Raw genomic sequence first — 17,233 nt, 5'->3', positions numbered from 1 at the left:
AGACAAGAGCCGGCCGGAGCGGGATGCTCCGGCCGGCTCTGGCGAGGACCGCGATCAACGGGCGGCTCGCTCGATCACCTGGGTCACTGCCGACGGCTGGGACACCGCGACCAGGTGCGACGCATCGGGGATCTCGACCTCTGTCGCGCCGGCCCGGGTGGCCATGAACCGCTCGGCGGCCGGGGCGATCGCCTTGTCACCGGTCGGAATCACCGCGTACTTCGGAAGGGCCGCCGGGGCGGTCTTCTCCACCGGCTCGCTGAACGCCGCAGCCGCAACCGGCCGCTGCGCCGCAATCAAGACAGCACCCTGCCGGGCCGGGATGTCCGCGGCCAGGATCGGGCCGGCCTTGTCCGGCTTCAGCGCGAGGTCCACCCCACCGGGGTAGCTGATCACGTTGGTCACGTCCGGACCGAGTTCACTGCCGGGGAACTGCGAGTTGAGTGCCCCCAGCGTCTCGCCGGCCTGCGGGATGAACGCCGCGACGTACACGAGCGACTTCACCCCGGATGTGTCCGCGAGCTCGCTGACCAGCGCGCCGCCGTACGAGTGACCGACGAGCACCTTCGGCCCGGGGATGGTCGCGAGGACGCCGCTCAGGTACGACGTGTCGGACGCGATCCCGCGTAGCGGTACGGCGGGAGCCACCACGTTGTAGCCGTCGTGCTGGAGCCGGCTGGTCACTCCGGACCAGCTCGAGCCGTCGGCGTACGCACCATGCAGCAGCACGATCGTCGGCTTCACCTGCTCGGACTGGGCGGTCTGTCCGGCCTCCGCGGCCTGGGCAGTGGTCGCCCCGGCCAGCAGGACCGCCACTCCGGCCGCGCCGACCAGCAGGTTCTTTGCATTCGACATCAGGTTTCTCATCGGTCTTTCCAATCATCGGAGGGGTTCCGTTACGACCACAGTGCGTCTGTGGTTGACGTGTCACCCCAGTGGAAGTCACTGGTCCGGCTCCTGGTGCGTGTCCGGCGCCGAGGCCTTCGGGCCAGGGGCGACGCCCTCGCACCGGTCGTGAGACGCTGCCCGCAGCGGCCGACATCGAGGAGGACGTTGTATGAGAACGATCAGGTACACGCGCCCCGGCGATCCGGCCGTGCTCGAACTGGTCGACGCACCCATCCCTGAACCCGGGGACGGCGAAGTCCGGCTGCGCGTGATGGTGTCGGGGGTGAACCCGACGGACTGGAAGGCGCGCAGCGGTCAGTACGGCGGCGCACCTGCGGACGCAACCGTCCCCAACCACGACGGCGCGGGCGTGGTCGACAAACTCGGCGCCGGCGTCGACAGCCTCGGCGTCGGCGATCGCGTCTGGGTCACGCTGGCCGGCGACGGCCGTCCCGCGAGTGGTACCGCGCAGGAGTTCACCGTCGTCCCCGCCGAGCGCGTGTTCCCCTTGCCCGCGGGGGCCGGCTTCGACCTCGGCGCCAGTACCGGGATCCCGGCGCTCACCGCACATCGAGCGCTGACAGTCGGCGAGGGCGGCCCAACCCGGCTGGCACCCGATGCGCTGGCGGATCGGACGATCCTGGTCGCAGGCGGTGCCGGAGCAGTGGGCAACGCGGCGATCCAGCTCGCGCGCTGGGCGGGCGCGGAGGTGATCGCGACCGTCAGCCAGGAGGCCAAAGCGCGGCTCGCGACGGCAGCTGGGGCGCATCATGTCGTCAACTACCGCGATCCGGACGCGGTCGAGGCGATCAGGGGTATCGCGCCCGATGGGGTCGATCTCGTCGTGGAAGTCGCGGCCGGCGCCAATGCAGAGCTCGATCTGGCAGTTCTCCGCCCGGGCGGGACGATCTCGATCTACGCGAACGACGGCGGCGTCCCGGTCGATCTCGACGTACGGCGAAACATGGGGCTGAACACGCGCTACCAGTTCGTCCTGCTCTACACCGTCGGCTGGGACCGGATCTCCGCCGGCGCCACGGACATCAACCAGGCAATCGCGGACGGCGCCTTCCGGGTCGGCGAGGAGGCCGGTCTCCCCCTGCACCGCTATCCCCTCGAGGAGACAGCTGCGGCCCACGCCGCCGTCGAGAGTGGAGCGGTCGGCAAGGTGCTGATCACCGTCGACGCTAGCTGAACACGCCGCGTTCCCCGCGGGGCTTCCAGGGTGATCACTAGGGAGAGCCACGGGCGCGACTGACGCGGTGCGGGGCGACCGTGAATGGTATGTACACCAACCAGATCACCTTGGCGAACCCCCGGCGGACGAGGCTCGCCGACCGTGCGGACGTTGCCCGCCTCACCGCCGTACCGAGTCCGCGCACCGACCTCGTCACCCGGCTCGCCACCGTGCCGGGCTTGGTCCGGCCCGGCATCGCGCACTGGGACATGAAGACCCGTCTCCCCCTGCAGCCACTCTCCAACGAGAACGCGTACGGCGACCCGCGGTTGCTGCACGACCTCGCCGAACCAGGTGCAACCTTCGCCCATCAGCTCGACGTGGACGTCATCGTGGGCGCAGAGACCGGTGGGATCCCGCTCGCCACCGCAGTCGCGCTGGCCGGCGACCTCCCCTTCGCGTTCGTCCGCAAGCCTGGGTACGTCGGGCACGAAGACCATGAACCACGCGTCCGCGGAGCGTCGGTCACAGGCCGGCGAGTGCTGCTTGTCGACGATGCCGTCTCGTCAGGTACGGCGCTCGAGGCGTTTGCCGACGAACTCCAGAGCGAAGGCGCGATCCTGGCCGGAGTCTTCACCCTCGTCGACATGCGCGACGTTGCGACGTCCGTGGCTCCGATCGCCAAGACGCTGCCGATCGAGTCCATCGCCACGTACCTCGACGTACTCACAGCCGCCACCGATCACGGCATACTCGACCCGGCGACCCACCGTCTCGCCGTCGACGCCCTGGTCAACCACTGGCCCGACAAAGACCCCCGCTGGACCCTCCTGCCCCAGGCCGCCTAGCGGGGCTCCCGAAGCATCAGAGGCGCTGGTGGGCGGGGACGAAGGTGTTCGGGCCGGTTGCTTCCTCGGCGCGAATGATGTGCGTGATGGCGTTGATCATGGCCAAATGGGTGAACGCCTGCGGGAAGTTGCCGAGGTGGCGTCCGCTGAGCGGGTCGAGCTCCTCGGCGTACAGACCCAGCGGGCTCGCGTACGACAGGAGCTTCTCGCAGAGCGCGGTGGCCTGGTCCAGTTCGCCGATCTCGACGAGCGCGGACACCAGCCAGAACGAGCAGATCGTGAACGTGCCCTCGGCACCGTGCATCCCGTCGTCGGTCTCCGAGACGCGGTAGCGCAGCACCATGCCGTCCTCGGTCAGTTCGTCGGCAATCGCCCGCACAGTGGCGCGAACCCGTGGATCGTCAGCCGGCAGGAACCGCAGCAACGGCAGGAGCAACAGCGAGGCGTCGAGCGTGCCGGCGCCGTACCGCTGGACGAAAACTCCCCTGTCGTCCACACCGTTGGTGCAGATGTCGTGACGGATCTCGTCGGCGACCGCCTGCCAATCATCGGCGAATCCGGGCTCGTCGTGCAGCCGGGCCAGCTTGGCGCCACGATCCATCGCCACCCAGCACATCAGCTTGGACGAGGTGAAGTGCTGCGGTTCACCGCGTGATTCCCAGATCCCCTGGTCGGGCTCGCGCCAGTGCTTCGCGGCCGCCTCTGCCTGCCGCTTGAGGAACGGCCACAGGCTTTCGGTCACCTGGTCGCGCGACCTGGCATGCAGATACACCGAATCGAGGATGGCTCCCCAGACGTCGTGCTGGCCCTGCAGGTAGGCGGCATTGCCGACCCGGATCGGTCTCGCGCCTTCGTATCCGGTCAAGTGGTCCAAAATCTGCTCGGGCAATTCGCGTTCGCCGCCGATGCCGTACATGATCTGGATGTCGTGTTCGCCGTCACACATCTCGGTCAGGAACGAGAAGAAGTCGTTCGCCTCGCGATCGAGCCCGATGGTGTAGAGCCCCCAGAGCGCGAATGTGGAGTCCCGGACCCACGAGTAGCGGTAGTCCCAGTTCCGCTCGCCGTACGGCGTCTCCGGCAGGGATGTCGTCGCGGCGGCGAGCAATGCCCCGGTGGGAGCGAAGGTGAGTCCCTTCAGGGTGAGTGCGCTGCGCGCCAGATAACTGCTCCACGGGTGATCCGGAAACACACCCACATTCATCCACTGCCGCCAGTACTCGGCCGTTCGCCCCATCCTCTCGAGGGCTTCCACCCACGTCCGCGGCGCCGACAGAACCGACCACGAGAGCGCCACGAACGCCGTATCGCCCTGCGACATGCGGGTCCGGGCCTGGGCCGTCCGGCCCTCCAGACCGAGGCGTAGATCGGTCGTCAGCTTCAGAGTGACATCGTGATCCAGGTCAGGGCAGTCTGCGACCGCCTCCCCGTAGCCTTGACCGTCATACCGCCAAGTTGCTTCCTTGCGGCCATAGCCGAACATCGGTTCGCACACCATCGAGAGATCCACAGTGCCGCTGACGCATTTGACGGTCCGCAGCAGACAGTGTTCGGCGTCGTAGTCGGTAGGCGTACGGCGGTGAGTCAGGGACCGGTCGGCGACGTTGTGCCACGGACCCATGAGCAGGGCGTCACGGACGATCAACCAGCCCGTCGGTGTCTTCCAGGTCGTTTCGAGCATCAGGCTGCCTGGCAGATAGCGACGTGCAGCGGGCACTTGTACGCCGTACGGACCGAGCCGGAAGCTCCCCGCGGCCCGGTCGAGAATCGCTCCGAACACGCTGGGTGAGTCGTGCCGCGGCAGGCACATCCACTCCACCGCACCACTCGGCGCTATCAGGCAGTTCGACTCGCAATCCGACAGGAAGGCATAGTCCGCAATCGGCGGGTGTGCGCTCCGACTCGGACCTTCCCGCAGGTCACCAGAAGTCGCGAGGGTACGTGCCAGGGACTGAGGCAAGGTCACTCCCCTCCCTCCTTCGTCGTTCCAACCATCATGCGGAGAACGCTCGTTGTGGCGCCAGTCCGAACGGCTGAGCGGCCCAGCCACGTCACATTCCGGCGGGCTGCGTCGTCGTTACCAGTGAGATCAACACACCGTCGGCACGATGGCGTGCCCTTCGGAGGAGGTGCAATCGATGCAGCAGGTGCTGATTCGGCCGAGGCGGATTCGAACAGTCAGGCGCAGACGCCTGAGAGACCTCGACCTTCGGTCCCCGTCGGGCCGGCTACTTCCGTTCTGATTCCGACTGGACTGGCTGCCCCTGGAGGGCGGCGGTGGTTTGGTCGACGGTCAGCCGATCGGCGGGGTCTTTCGCGAGCAGGGCTTCGATGATCGGGCGCAGCGGGCCGGCGTTCACGAACGGGCCCGGCTGGGCCTCGACCACCGCGACCAGCGTGCTGAACGGGTCGCCGGCGCCGAAGGGTGACTTCCCCTCGACAGCCGCGAACAGTGTCGCGCCCAGGGAGAACAGGTCGGACGCCGGGCCGACCGCGTCACCACGGGCTCGCTCCGGTGACATGTACGCCGGACTGCCGGCCAGAGCCTCACTCGACAGGGTGTGCTGATCGTCGATGGCAGCGGCGATGCCGAAGTCCATCAGGACAACCCGCCCGTCGTCGCACAGTTGGACGTTCGCGGGCTTGACGTCGGAGTGCACCAGACCCGCACGATGGACGGCCCGCAGTGCGTCGACCAGGTGCAGTGCGATCCGCCGTACGTCCGCGGTCGGGAGCGGTCCATCCGATCTCAGCGCGTCGGCCATGGTTCGCCCGGACAGCGGTTCCATGACGATCCAGTGATCGCCGGCGTCCTCGATGACGTCGTACACCTTCACCGCATTGTGGTGATTCAGTCGCGCCGCCGCGCGCGCCTCGGCCAGCGCAGTGGCGCGGACGTGCTCGGACGCGTGGTCCGGGAGCATCATGTGCTTGAGCGCGACTCGCCGGCGCAGCAGTTCGTCCTCTCCGAGCCAGACTCGGCCCATACCGCCGCGGCCCAGCAACATCCGCAAGCGATATCGGCCGGTCACCAGGTGCCCTGGCGCGACGACCGTCGGTGGTGGGTCCACCGCGACTGTTGCCATGATCGCCTGCCTTTGCGGGTCCTGATACGCCTCTCGTGCTCTCAATACGGACGTCGGGCCGATCCGGTTCGACCTTCGATCGGTGAGAATTCCGATCGCCCCGGACACTTCTGTCTTTAGATGCCCTCGGCAACTTCTTGCGACGGGTGCATCGAAAACTCTGCAGATATTGGGGTGAACCGGCCGGCGATCACGCCCGTATAGGTCCCAGACAAACCGGCACCACGGCGTTCCGATCCGAGACCGCCGTGACCAACAGGGAGGGACCACATTATGAGCAGCACGACGAGACGTATCCGGCGGAGCCTCAGCGCGGCGGCTGCCGCGGCTATCAGCGCAGGCATCGCCGTGAGTCTGGCCGGCCCGGCATCCGCGACGCCCTCGGGGAGCGTCGCGATCGACACCGGCCAGCTGATCGTCACCGGCACGAACCACGCGGACCACATCACACTGAGCGTGCCGGCTGCCGACACGTCGGTTCTCGAGGTCGACTTCGGTGATGGTACGGCGAAGCGCACCGTGAAGCGGAGCGACTTCGGCCAGATCCAGGTCACCAGCCGGGGCGGCGACGACACCGTGCGAATCGACTACGGCGCCGAGGTACAGCCGTTCACGATCATCGACACCGGTGACGGCAACGACACCGTATTCGGTGGCAGCGGCAACGAACTGATCCGCACCGGCGCCGGCAACGACGTCGTCGACGGGAACCGCGGCACCGACACGGCGCTGCTCGGCGACGGCAACGACAAGTTCATCTGGGATCCGGGCGACGGCAGCGACGTGATCGAGGGTGGTCGCGGCCAGGACACCATGGTGTTCAACGGCGCGGCCGGCGCGGAGAAGTTCGTTGCCTCCGCCAACGGTCCGCGACTGCGGTTCACCCGGGACCTGGGCAACATCGTGATGGACACCGATGACGTCGAACGGGTCGCGCTCAACGCACTCGGCGGCGCCGACACGGTCACCGTCGGCGATCTGCGCGGCACCGATGTTCAGCGGGTCGACGTCGACCTCGGTGCGCAGCTCAACACGAGCGGCGGCGACTCGGCCGTCGACGCGGTGACCGTCACGGGCACCGCCGGCCGGGACCACATCCAGGTCTCCGGTTCCGCCGGGAACGTGCGGGTGTCGGGACTCCGGGCCGACGTACGGCTGAAGAACGCGGAACCGACCGACCACCTGACCGTCGACACGCTGGCCGGCCGCGACACGGTGGCCACCGGCGGGCTGGCGCGAGGCACGATCACGCTCAGCATCCTCTGACCGCACGACCCGGCGTTCGCCCTACCGCGGACGCCGGGTCCCTCTGTGCGCACGTCTTGCCCAGCTCTCAGTCCATGGCAGAGTGATCTTGATAGGCGGGTACGCCGAGGAGGCGATCGACCGTGACGAAGCCGTAGCCCTTGTCGCGGAGCCGGTCGACGACCAACGTGACCGCATCGACGGTGGCGGCCCGGTCGCCGCCTTTGCCATCACGGCCGTCATGGAAAATGATGATGGAGCCGGGGCGGGTGACTCGCACAGCGAGCCGAGCGATGCGTTCGGGACTGGGCTGAGCGACCTCGAGCGGGTGGCAGAACTCGCCGGACACCGCCTGGAGCCCGTAGTCCTGCAGGAGCCCGAGGAGCGCTGGTATCCGCAGCAGCCAGGGCGGCCGGTAGAGCGCCGGCCGGATCCCGAGCTGCGCGAAGGCAGCCATCCCTTGCTCCAGATCCTCGGCGAGGGTGCCTCGGCGTAGGTACCGGGTGAAGTCGTGGGTGTGACCATGAAGGCCGATCACATGACCTGCGGACGCCAGCCGCACGGTCACCTCCGGGTAGCGCTGGACAGCCCGACCTACCTGGAAGAACGTCGCCTGGATGCCCTCGTGGTCGAGGTAGTCCGCGAGCTGGGACGTGTGAGGCTCGTTGGGGCCGTCATCGAAGGTCAGGGCGACTACGCGCCGATCGGCTGGGCCGCGGTACGGGAACGGGCCGAGCGTTTGCGAGTAGGGCGACATCATGAGCCAATACGCTGCCGCCGTACCCACCGTCAGCCCCGCGACGTACCGCGAGGCTTTGGACGATCTCGTTGCGCGGCTCATCAACTGTCCATCAGTCGGGCCGTCAGCGCCGTGGCAGCGGCGGCCACGGTCAAACCAAGCAACCGGTAACGCCGTGAAGCCGGCCGAGACCGATCACTCCGGAAGGCCGGAGCGGTGCCGATGACGGCGCGCCCGGTCGCGCGGTTCAGGGTGACGGCGAGAACGTAGTAGAACAAGAACGATACGACGAGGTTGTACGCCAGGCCCTGCGTCAGCCGGCGTGCCGAAGTCAGGGTGGGATTGCCCCGGTCGAAGGCGATCCGGCCGCGTGACCTCAGCTGCCGCAGCAGTCCGAGCTCGTCGGCGCCCTGGGTGCCGGTCAAGTCGTAGCCGGACCAGGCGTCCTTGCGAAATGCGATGTTGGTCGCGGTGATATAAACGACCCGGCCGGTCACCCGGTAAGTGAGGTGCACGACTTCGAAGAGGACCCGGGCGTACACCTTGCCCCACCAGGGTCCGTCGGGGTACCGGCACGGACCCGCGACACCTACCCGGACCGGATCCTGCCGGAACGTCCGGTCGATGCGGGACAACCAGCCGGCGTCGAACACGGTGTCGGCGTCGCTCGACACGACGATCTGTCCGCGGGCCGTGAGCGTGCCACGGTGCCGCGCCGCGCAGACGCCCGGTGTCTCCTCGCGTACGACGATTGCGCCGTACAGGCGGGCGATCTGCGCGGTGTCGTCGGTGCAGTTGTTGTCGACCACGATCACCTCGTGCCCGCCGGTGAAGTCTTGTCGAGCCAGCGACTGCAGGCAGCCCCCGATGAGACGTTCCTCGTTGAAGGCGGGGATCACCACACTGAACCTGGGCCCAGCTGCATCCGTGGTGATGTCGCAGGGGGCTTCCGACGACCGTCTACGTCGCACGAGCATCACCTCGCCATCCTTGCGAGACGGAGCTGAGAGAACGCTGAGGAACGACATTTGCCTCCAGCAACTGACCGGCTACGGTTCTGGCCATGGCCAGGATCGCTGTCTGTGAGGACGACCACGCGCTGCGCGGGTTGCTGCGGCGCGCCCTGGAGGGCGACGGCCACTCGGTCGTCGCAACGGCGAAAGGCTCCGATCTTCTCGCCCGGATCGACCCGGCCCCTCAGGTCGTGATCCTGGACATCGGTCTGCCCGACGCCGACGGCCGGGACGTCTGCCTGGCCCTCCGTGCGCACGGGATGAACGCCCCGGTGCTGATGCTCACCGCGCTGGGCGGCATGCACCACAAGGTGAGCGGCTTCGAAGCCGGAGCCGACGACTACCTCACCAAGCCCTTCGACGTCCCGGAGTTGCTGGTGCGGATCCGCGCACTGCTGCGCCGGACCACGGTCGCTGTCGCCGTCGCCGAGGTGGTGCTCGACCCGACCAGCCACGAAGTACGCCGGGGCGACGCCGGGGCATCGCTCACGCCGACCGAGTTCCGGCTGCTCGGCCGGCTGATCTCGGTTCCCGGCGAGGTCGTACGCCGCCACGCGCTGATCGCCGCCGGTTGGCCGCACGGCGCCTATGTCAGCGAGAACACCCTGGATTCCTACCTGCGGCGACTGCGCGTGAAGCTCGACCGGCTGGGTGTCGACGGCCGCGTCGCGACCGTGCGTGGAGTCGGCTACCGATGGGACTGACCGGCTTCCGGGGACGAATCGTGTCGCTCGCGGTCCTGACCGCGACGCTGGTCGTCGCCGTACTCGTGGTGCTGAGCCACATCCTGCTCACCCGGGCGACCGACGCCGATACCCGAACGCTGGCGCGCACACGAGCCGAAGCTGTCGCATCGACTGTCCAGGTTCACAACGGAACAGTCAGGCTCGTCGAGGGCACCGGTGACGCATTCGACACTGTCGCCTGGGTCTATGCCGACGGCCGGCTCATCGACGGGGCTGCCCACTCTCCCATGGTCGGGATCGTCGACCGGCTGGGCAGATCCGGCCGAGCCGAGTTCCTGACGACGGGCCACTATCTCCTGTACGCCGAACCGCTGCCCGTGCACGGGCATCCGGTCACCGTCGTTGTGACGGTGGACCTCGCGCCGTACGAGAACTCGGAGCAGCGCAGCCTGCTGATGTCGCTCGTGCTCGGCGGCCTCGCCGTCGTACTCGCGGGATTCGTCGCCTACCTCGGCGTCAGCCGGGCGTTGCGGGTCGTCCATCAGATGTCTGCGCTGGCCGACGAGTGGGGGGACCATGACCCGGGCCGGCGCTTCGGCCTGGGGCCGGCTCGCGACGAGTTCGGCGAGCTGGCTCAGACCTTCGACCGGCTCCTCGACCGGGTCTCGGACACCATCGCCGACGAGCGGCGGCTGACCGACGAGATCGCCCACGAGCTGCGGACGCCGATGACCGTACTGCGCGGCGAGGCCCAACTGGCCGAGCTCTCGGGAACCCACGTCGTACCGCACGTCGTCCTCGCCGAGACGGACCGGCTCAGCGCCGCGGTGAGTGCGATCCTGGATGCCGCGCGGTCTCGTCTGCGCGGAGAAGCGACCTGCCGGCTCGCCTTGGTTCTGCGCCAGGTTTCCGAGGGCCGCGACGTACAGATCGACGCGCCGGCCGAGCTCGAGGTGGCCGTCCCCGCCGAGGTGGTGACCGCTGTATTGGCGCCTTTGCTCGACAACGCGACCCGGCACGCCAGGACGGCGGCGTCCCTCGAGGCAGAGGTGGCCGGCGACAGTGTCGTGGTCCATGTCCTCGACGACGGGCCGGGCTTCGGACCGGACGACCTCGAGCGCGTCTTCGCGCCCGGTCACAGCAGCACGGACGGGCACGGGCTCGGGCTCGCCGTGGTCCGCCGGATCACGGCCGCGACGGGCCTCGGCGTACGGGCGGTCGCCGACGGGCGCGGACACGTCGAGGTGCGGTTCCCGCGGGCCTGACGGCGGCAGTCAGGTTGCGTGCAGGTGCATTGCGCAAGCGTGGCCGCATGACAACCAATACCGCATCCCGTACGGCCGCACCCCGGCTGCTGCTGAACAAGGTGCCCGAGGTCACTATCTGGTTCTGGCTCATCAAGATCCTCTGCACCACCGTCGGCGAGAGCTTCGCCGACTGGATCAACATGCAGCTGGGCGTCGGACTCGTCGCCACCGCGATCATCTTCACCGTGGTCTTCGCCGTGGTCCTGGGCTGGCAGGTGAGCACGTCGCGGTACAAGCCGGCCGCCTACTGGCTCACCGTCGTGGTCGTCAGCGTCACCGGCACGCTCTACACGGACATCCTCACCGACCAGCTCGGCGTGCCGCTGTGGATCAGTACGTCGGTCTTCGCGGTGGGCCTCGCCGTTGTGTTCGGTATCTGGTGGGCCCGCGAGCGCACCCTCTCGATCCACAGCATCGTCACGCGGCCCCGCGAGGGCTTCTACTGGCTTGCCGTCCTGGTCACCTTCGCGCTCGGCACCGCGGCCGGCGACTGGACCCTGGAGCTGACCGGCTGGAGCCCGGGCGTGTCGGTTCTCCTTCCGCTGGCCCTGATCGCGATCGTCGTCGGCTGCTGGCGACTGGGCGCGAACCCCGTCCTGGCCTTCTGGCTGGCGTACATCCTGACCCGTCCGCTGGGCGCGAACCTGGGCGACTGGCTGGCCTCCCCCAAGGTCCCCGACCAAGGCTTGGGCCTGGGAACGCTGGTCACCAGCATCATCTTCCTGTGCGCGATCCTGGCGACGGTCGTCTACCTGACCCTCACCAGGACCGACGTCATCGAGGGACACCAGCACCGCGACCGGACGGCGAAGTACCACCAGCCGCGCCGGGAGTGGCCGCTCGTCGGGGTCATGACAGCCGCCACCATCGCGGCCGGCATCCTGCTGAACTGGGCGTCCGCACAGCCGCACGCGAACGCGGCGGCCGAGGGCGAGGGCCCGAACCCGGCTGAGGCGAACGTCCACCTGACCTCCCAGCAGGCGACCTCGCATTTCCCCGCCGCTGACGTCGCCGGGTTCCGTACCCTGGTCCGGGGCATGGACGCCGACCTGGTCAAGGGCGACCAGGCCGGGCTGAACACCGCCGTCGACGCTTATGAAAAGGCTTGGGACGACGACGAGACCAAGCTCAAGCCGCTCGACGGGAAGGCCTGGGACTTCATCGACAGCCAGAACGACGCGCTCTTCACCTCGGTCCGGGACAGCAAGGATCCAGCCGCCGAGAAGCAGGCGATCCAGGCACTCGTGAAGACAATGGGATGATCCGGCCAGGTGCCGATCCCGGTCGGGGAACGGCACCTTGGTCGGTTGTCAGCGGAAGACGCCGGTGTGACCCAGCGAGTACCTGCCGGGCTGCGGGAAGACGGCGAGTCCGTGCGGTCCACTGCCCACCGTGATCCGGGCGAGCAGCCGGCCGTCGCGGAGCCGGATCGCGTAGACGACGGCGTTGTAGCGGCCCGTGACCCACAGCACTGACCCGTCCGGCGAGACCCCACCCATGTCCGGGCTGCCGCCACCCGGAATGCGCCACTTCGCGACCACTCGCCGGGTGGCGAAGTCGAGCAAGGAGATCGAGCCCTCCTCGCGGTTGGTGACGATGAGCCGCCGCGAGTCGCGGGTCACGTAGAGACCGTGTGCCCCCTTGCCGGTCGGCACGAAGGCGCGGACCGCGAACGGCTGGGGAGTCACCAGCCAGACGCCGTTGCTCATCATGTCCGCGACGTAGTAGAACCGCCCGTCAGGTGCGAGCTTCACGTCCTGCGGCATCGGAGCCGGCATCCTGCGTCGTTGCGGCAGCCGGAGCACCTGCAGGATCTTCTCGGCCGCGGTGTCGACCAGCAGGAGCTGTCCGGAGAACTCGCACGACACCACGAAGGTCCGGCCGTCGGCGGCGAAGTCGGCATGGTTCACCCCGGCACAAGGCACCGGAACCGACTTCTGCACGGCCATCGTGTGTGGATCGAGGAACACCAGCCGCTGGTCGGCCGAGGCCATCACCACCGCGTGTTTCCCATCCGGCGTGAAATAGAGGTTGTAGGGATCGTGGACCGCCACCGCGCGGCCGGGCAGTCCCGTGACCGGGTTGATCGGGGTCAGGCTGTTGCCGAGGTCGTTGTTCACCCACAGCACGCGCAGATCCCACGACGGTACGACGTGCTGCGGCTGCCGGCCGGTCGGGAAGGTCCGGATCACCCGGTAGGTCCGCGGATCGATCTCGGTGACCGTGTTGCTGCCACTGTTCGGGACATAGATCCGCACCGGGTCCCGGCGTACCGAGGCGGCGAACCGGCCGGGGCGGTCGGCGGCCCAGACATCGGTGGGCGACAGCGGAGGTGGCATCCCCGGCAGGAGTTGAGGGGTCGCCTTCGCAGGGCCTGCCGTGGGGACCTGCGTGACAATCGGCGTCGGGCCTCTGGTGGTGGGACCCGTGGTGGCGCTGGGATGTCCGGTGCACGCGGTGGCGATCAGCAGCCCTCCCAGCAGAGCGAACCGGAGGGGTTTCATGCCAGGAGCTCGGTCAGGGTGACCGGCTGGAGTCGCTTGGTGGACAGTCCGGCCAGGATTCGGGGCAGCGCCGCGATGGTGACCTGATGGCCGAGGTGCAGACTGACGATCGAGCCCGGCCGGACTCCGTCGAGGACCGCACGGACGACGGTGTCCGCCGGTGGGTCCTGCCAGTCCAACCCGTCGACGTCGTACGAGACGCACGTGTCGTACCCGGCCGCGGCCGCCGCCGATCGGATCAGTGGTGTAGTGCGCTGCGTCCCGGACGCGCGGAACCAGCGGCCTTTCGAGTTCGCCGTACGGCGAAGCACTGCCGCGCAGTCGCCGACCTCGCGGTGCGCGTCAGCCGAGCCCAGGGTGCGCATCGGCTTGTGATGCATGGTGTGGTTGCCCAGGTCGTGCCGGCTGTGCAGGATCCGTGTGGCCATCTCCGGGTGGCTGACCAGCCAGGTCCCGACAGCGAGCACGCTGATCCGGGCGGCGTGGCCTTCGACGAGTGCGAGCAGCCGCTCGGCGAGAGCCGGGTCGCCGTTGCCATGAAACGTCAACGCCACCTTGCGGACCGAACGCGGTCCATGACCCACCTCGACCGCAGCAGCCGGCAGTGGCAGGGCCGGCTGACTCGGCTGGACCGGCGATGGCGCCGGTGTCTCCGACGGCGTACCGGACGGGGTCGGGGTGCTGGCCGGAGTCTGCTCGTGGGGCGTGCAACCGGCGGCCGCGGCGCCACCCACGGCCAGCAGCGTCGAACGCAGGACAGTCCGCCGATCCAGAGGCATACCTCGAAGCTAGCTGCCTCATGGTGACGATGGGGCCGCAACCTCGAAGTGGGACACCGTGGCCTCCCGGTCGAGCAGGTACTCATCGTCTTCCGGGTAGTACTTGGCGTAGTCGATGTCGTCACCGGCGAAGACCCGGATCTGATCGAGGTCGCTCCACCAGCTCAGCGTGACGATCTCGGTCCGTCCGTCACCGAGATCGCGGCTGAGCAGCTGAGCACCCTCGTTCCCCGGCGTACTCCGATACCCCGCCATCCCGGTTCGCTCCACGATCTCGACGTACTCAGCCGCCTTCTCAGTCGGCACCCACCCCCGCCACATCCGCGCGATCATCCCCCCACCGTACGCCGAACCCGAACCTCCAACCCGAGTCCACCCGAGACACGGACTCAGTTCAGCGAGCGGCTTCCGGCTCGGGCCAGGCCGACCACGAGCAGGCTGGAGATCGCCCACCCGGCAAGTGTGGCCGTGTTGACCCAGGCAAGCATCAAACCTCCACCGGCGTCGCTGCTCGGGGACCAAGCACTCCGTTGTTTCAGGTCGACAATGGGTACGACGGTGTCGACGGCGTACAGCCAGGGATTGAAGCAGCGCACCTTGCCCTTGCCGCAGGTCTCGGGTGGCGCCTGACCGGACTCGACGAGGCTCAACTCCCCCTGGGGCGTGTAGACAACACCCGCTGGGTCCGTCGCGCGCATGACGTGGCTCGCGCGCGCCGGGAGCACTGGCCCAGCGACAGCGAGGACCAGCAGCGCGAGCGGGATGAGGGCGCGAAGGGGCCTGTAGCCGTATCCCCGGAACCAATCGTTGAAAATTCTGTCCAGCCCGCGAAGCAAGCGGCTGCGCGCCCATCCGACCCGCCGCTGCCGTTTCGTCCGCAGATATGCCATCAGGATCTGCTCAGAGCCGGCGGGGTCGCCATGGTTCTTGAGTGTCTGTGCGGCTTGCTCCCAAGGTCCGGGATCGCCAGGCTCGTCACTTGTCGCTGGGTCACAGTTGGCCAGCCAGCGTGCACGAGCCTTCCATTCCCACTCCCCGGATCCTTGCATCGAAATGGCCGCATAGCGTTCATAGCTGAAGCCGCTCAGATAGCTGCGGCGCGCCGGCCAATCCTGTGTCGGCCGGTCGGCCAGGTACGTGGTGTGAGCGTCGGTGAAGTCGACCGCGCCCTCGATCGACCAGCCGAGCCCCACGCCGCCGCGGAACGTGGCTGAGATGGCCTCAAAAGCCACTACACGTTCGTTCCGCTCGGCGGGGCGCGTGTCGCCCACTTCTCTGGGTCGCCATTCGAAGCGACCACCGTCGCACCGCAGTCGGCCTTCGACCACTGCTCGATTCAAGGCGACGAAGCCGATGGAGCGGAAGCCGTCGCAGAGCCGCAGGTTGCCCGATATACGTGCTTGATGGAGGTTCACCGCCGTATCGCCGGGACTGATGACTTGCGCCCGCTCGGCGTCGAACATTCCGCGGAGCTCGGCTCCCCTGAATCCGACGCCACCGCTCGCTCCTGGGATCTCGACCGGGTAGGTGCCTCCGACCTTTGCGTCCGCCAGCTTCACATCCCCGTGCACGACGGCACGGACAGCTGTCAGGCAGTACCGGCCGGCCGGTCTACTGATTTCAGCCGTCGCCAGGCCGAGAGGGCCCGCCACCTCGGCGCCGTCCAGATCGACTGTCCCCTGAATGTGCGCTCCCAGGGCGGACAGCGCCGATCCCACTCGCGCGTGCGTAAAGTCCAGGGCGATGTCGCCCGCGTTCTGGATCGTCGCGCCGTCGATGTGGATGCCGCCGCCGATCGCGGCTCCGGCGAAGGTGATACCGCCATCCACTGACGTGTTCTCATCGATGCTGAGTTCGCCCTGAATGCTGGCGCCCTGTGCCACGATCGCAAGTCGCTGCGCGGGATCCTTGGCGTTGTAGTGGTGCCGCCCGACGCCGGCTGCTGGTGCGTTGAGTGTGGCCCGGCGGATGAGCACGCGACCGTTGATGGAGACTCGTCCCATTTCGAGGCGGCCTTCGATCAGTGGCGCATGGGCAGGGCTGTCGTTGATGAACAGGCTGCCTCCCACAGTGGCCTCGGCAAGGTCCACAGCCCGTCCGTTGCGCGGCACCAACTGGCAGCCTGCCAGGTCCAGTGAGCCTCCCAGTTGGGCACCGATGAGCCTGATTTCGGCGTTGGCACGGAAGCCTTGGATGAGTCTGATGTCACCGGTGACCTGGCATCTGTCTGCTTGGATCGCGCGATCGCCACTCGAGTCGATGACCGTGCCTACCGCGATGATGCGGCCGCCGATCTCGGCCTCGGTCAGCCAGACCGCAGCTGATCGACTGAGCGAGGACGTGGTTTGATGCGCACCAGTGATCAAGGTGTGCGACAGGACGAGATCGCGCCGGATTCGAACGCCGTTGCCGAGGATGCCCGGCGCCGACGACTCCGGCTCGCTCCCGTCCGCCGGCGTACCGACAAGGAAGAGCGAATGAAGGTCGCTTCCCTCGATCACGATCGGCTCGGTGAACCGGCAGTCCTGGAAGTAGATCGGGAAGTCGACACGACATGCGCTCAGGTCCAGTTGTCCGGTGATCCGCGCGTTGCTGATCCGGACTCCGAACTGGCTTACCTCACCGCCTCGCTCCACCAGGACGTTCCGTAGGTTGCCTGCGGCAAGTTCTGCGGACTCGCCTTGCGCGCCGGCACAATCCAGCACGACCTGGCGGCGTGATGCAGTGATGAGGGCATCGCCTGCTGCACGACGTCGACTGTTGAGCGACAAGTGGTCTCCCTGACTATCATCATCACGGCTGCCAGAGCATCGTAGATGGCTCTCGGCACTGCCCTTCACACCCAGCAATCACCTCTCCTGGGGTACCTCGGCGCCATCCCGGCATCGCCATGCCGCGGGGAGGCACGTCCGTGCTGGCCCGTACCCAGGTGCCGTGCTGGCGCCGACGTGCCCGGTGGGG

The 17,233-nt window shown here is 68.1% G+C and carries 15 protein-coding genes; 6 read left to right on the top strand and 9 right to left on the bottom strand.

Annotation, left to right across the window (positions count from 1 at the left end):
• Nucleotides 1–54 precede the first annotated feature (54 nt).
• Nucleotides 55–855, bottom strand: coding sequence for an alpha/beta fold hydrolase (locus OG555_RS33660; protein ID WP_329476598.1), 801 nt, complete (start codon nucleotides 853–855; stop codon nucleotides 55–57).
• 202 nt (nucleotides 856–1,057) lie between these two features.
• Between OG555_RS33660 and OG555_RS33655 the strand changes: the two genes are divergently transcribed.
• Nucleotides 1,058–2,083: an NADPH:quinone reductase gene (locus tag OG555_RS33655; protein ID WP_329476597.1), complete on the top strand. Its 1,026-nt coding sequence runs from the start codon at nucleotides 1,058–1,060 to the stop codon at nucleotides 2,081–2,083.
• Between the two features lie 89 nt (nucleotides 2,084–2,172).
• A complete protein-coding gene (locus OG555_RS33650) occupies nucleotides 2,173–2,913 on the top strand; it encodes an orotate phosphoribosyltransferase (protein WP_329476596.1) in 741 nt (246 codons plus the stop codon).
• 16 nt (nucleotides 2,914–2,929) lie between these two features.
• Here OG555_RS33650 and OG555_RS33645 read toward each other — a convergent pair whose 3' ends face one another.
• Together OG555_RS33645 and OG555_RS33640 are read right to left on the bottom strand one after the other, a co-directional pair.
• Complete coding sequence (locus OG555_RS33645; RefSeq protein ID WP_442914455.1) at nucleotides 2,930–4,879, bottom strand: glycoside hydrolase family 15 protein; 1,950 nt, start codon at nucleotides 4,877–4,879, stop codon at nucleotides 2,930–2,932.
• A 262-nt stretch (nucleotides 4,880–5,141) separates the two neighbouring features.
• Nucleotides 5,142–5,999: a serine/threonine-protein kinase gene (locus tag OG555_RS33640; protein WP_329476595.1), complete on the bottom strand. Its 858-nt coding sequence runs from the start codon at nucleotides 5,997–5,999 to the stop codon at nucleotides 5,142–5,144.
• Nucleotides 6,000–6,272: 273 nt separating this feature from the next.
• On the opposite strand from OG555_RS33640, the gene OG555_RS33635 reads away from it, so the two are divergent.
• On the top strand, nucleotides 6,273–7,265 hold the full coding sequence (locus OG555_RS33635; protein WP_329476594.1) for a calcium-binding protein: 993 nt from the start codon (nucleotides 6,273–6,275) through the stop codon (nucleotides 7,263–7,265).
• A 67-nt stretch (nucleotides 7,266–7,332) separates the two neighbouring features.
• Here OG555_RS33635 and OG555_RS33630 read toward each other — a convergent pair whose 3' ends face one another.
• Both OG555_RS33630 and OG555_RS33625 read right to left on the bottom strand, forming a co-directional pair.
• Nucleotides 7,333–8,085, bottom strand: coding sequence for a polysaccharide deacetylase family protein (locus OG555_RS33630; protein WP_329476593.1), 753 nt, complete (start codon nucleotides 8,083–8,085; stop codon nucleotides 7,333–7,335).
• Nucleotides 8,085–8,882, bottom strand: a complete 798-nt coding sequence (locus OG555_RS33625) for a glycosyltransferase family 2 protein (RefSeq protein WP_329476592.1) — start codon at nucleotides 8,880–8,882, stop codon at nucleotides 8,085–8,087. Before OG555_RS33625 ends, OG555_RS33630 begins: the two co-directional genes overlap by 1 nt.
• Nucleotides 8,883–9,046: 164 nt before the next feature.
• Between OG555_RS33625 and OG555_RS33620 the strand changes: the two genes are divergently transcribed.
• From OG555_RS33620 to OG555_RS33610, 3 genes are read left to right on the top strand one after another with little or no spacing between them, the layout of a single operon-like run.
• On the top strand, nucleotides 9,047–9,700 hold the full coding sequence (locus tag OG555_RS33620) for a response regulator transcription factor (protein WP_329476591.1): 654 nt from the start codon (nucleotides 9,047–9,049) through the stop codon (nucleotides 9,698–9,700).
• Nucleotides 9,691–10,947 (top strand): ATP-binding protein, encoded by a 1,257-nt coding sequence (locus tag OG555_RS33615; RefSeq protein ID WP_329476590.1) that lies wholly within the window; start codon nucleotides 9,691–9,693, stop codon nucleotides 10,945–10,947. Before OG555_RS33620 ends, OG555_RS33615 begins: the two co-directional genes overlap by 10 nt.
• A gap of 47 nt (nucleotides 10,948–10,994) precedes the next feature.
• Complete coding sequence (locus OG555_RS33610; protein ID WP_329476589.1) at nucleotides 10,995–12,251, top strand: COG4705 family protein; 1,257 nt, start codon at nucleotides 10,995–10,997, stop codon at nucleotides 12,249–12,251.
• Between the two features lie 48 nt (nucleotides 12,252–12,299).
• Here OG555_RS33610 and OG555_RS33605 read toward each other — a convergent pair whose 3' ends face one another.
• Genes OG555_RS33605 through OG555_RS33590 form a run of 4 tightly spaced genes read right to left on the bottom strand, consistent with a single transcriptional unit; the run spans nucleotide 12,300 to nucleotide 17,043 of the window.
• Nucleotides 12,300–13,493 (bottom strand): YncE family protein, encoded by a 1,194-nt coding sequence (locus OG555_RS33605; RefSeq protein ID WP_329476588.1) that lies wholly within the window; start codon nucleotides 13,491–13,493, stop codon nucleotides 12,300–12,302.
• Nucleotides 13,490–14,272: a polysaccharide deacetylase family protein gene (locus OG555_RS33600; RefSeq protein WP_329476587.1), complete on the bottom strand. Its 783-nt coding sequence runs from the start codon at nucleotides 14,270–14,272 to the stop codon at nucleotides 13,490–13,492. Before OG555_RS33600 ends, OG555_RS33605 begins: the two co-directional genes overlap by 4 nt.
• 18 nt (nucleotides 14,273–14,290) lie before the next feature.
• A complete protein-coding gene (locus OG555_RS33595) occupies nucleotides 14,291–14,605 on the bottom strand; it encodes an antibiotic biosynthesis monooxygenase family protein (protein ID WP_329476586.1) in 315 nt (104 codons plus the stop codon).
• 56 nt (nucleotides 14,606–14,661) lie between these two features.
• Nucleotides 14,662–17,043, bottom strand: coding sequence for a hypothetical protein (locus OG555_RS33590; protein WP_329476585.1), 2,382 nt, complete (start codon nucleotides 17,041–17,043; stop codon nucleotides 14,662–14,664).
• Nucleotides 17,044–17,233 lie beyond the last annotated feature (190 nt).

The sequence above is a fragment of the Kribbella sp. NBC_01484 genome, assembly GCF_036227145.1.
Classification (GTDB): Bacteria; Actinomycetota; Actinomycetes; order Propionibacteriales; family Kribbellaceae; genus Kribbella.
This window is presented reverse-complemented; position numbering and strand designations above follow the sequence as displayed.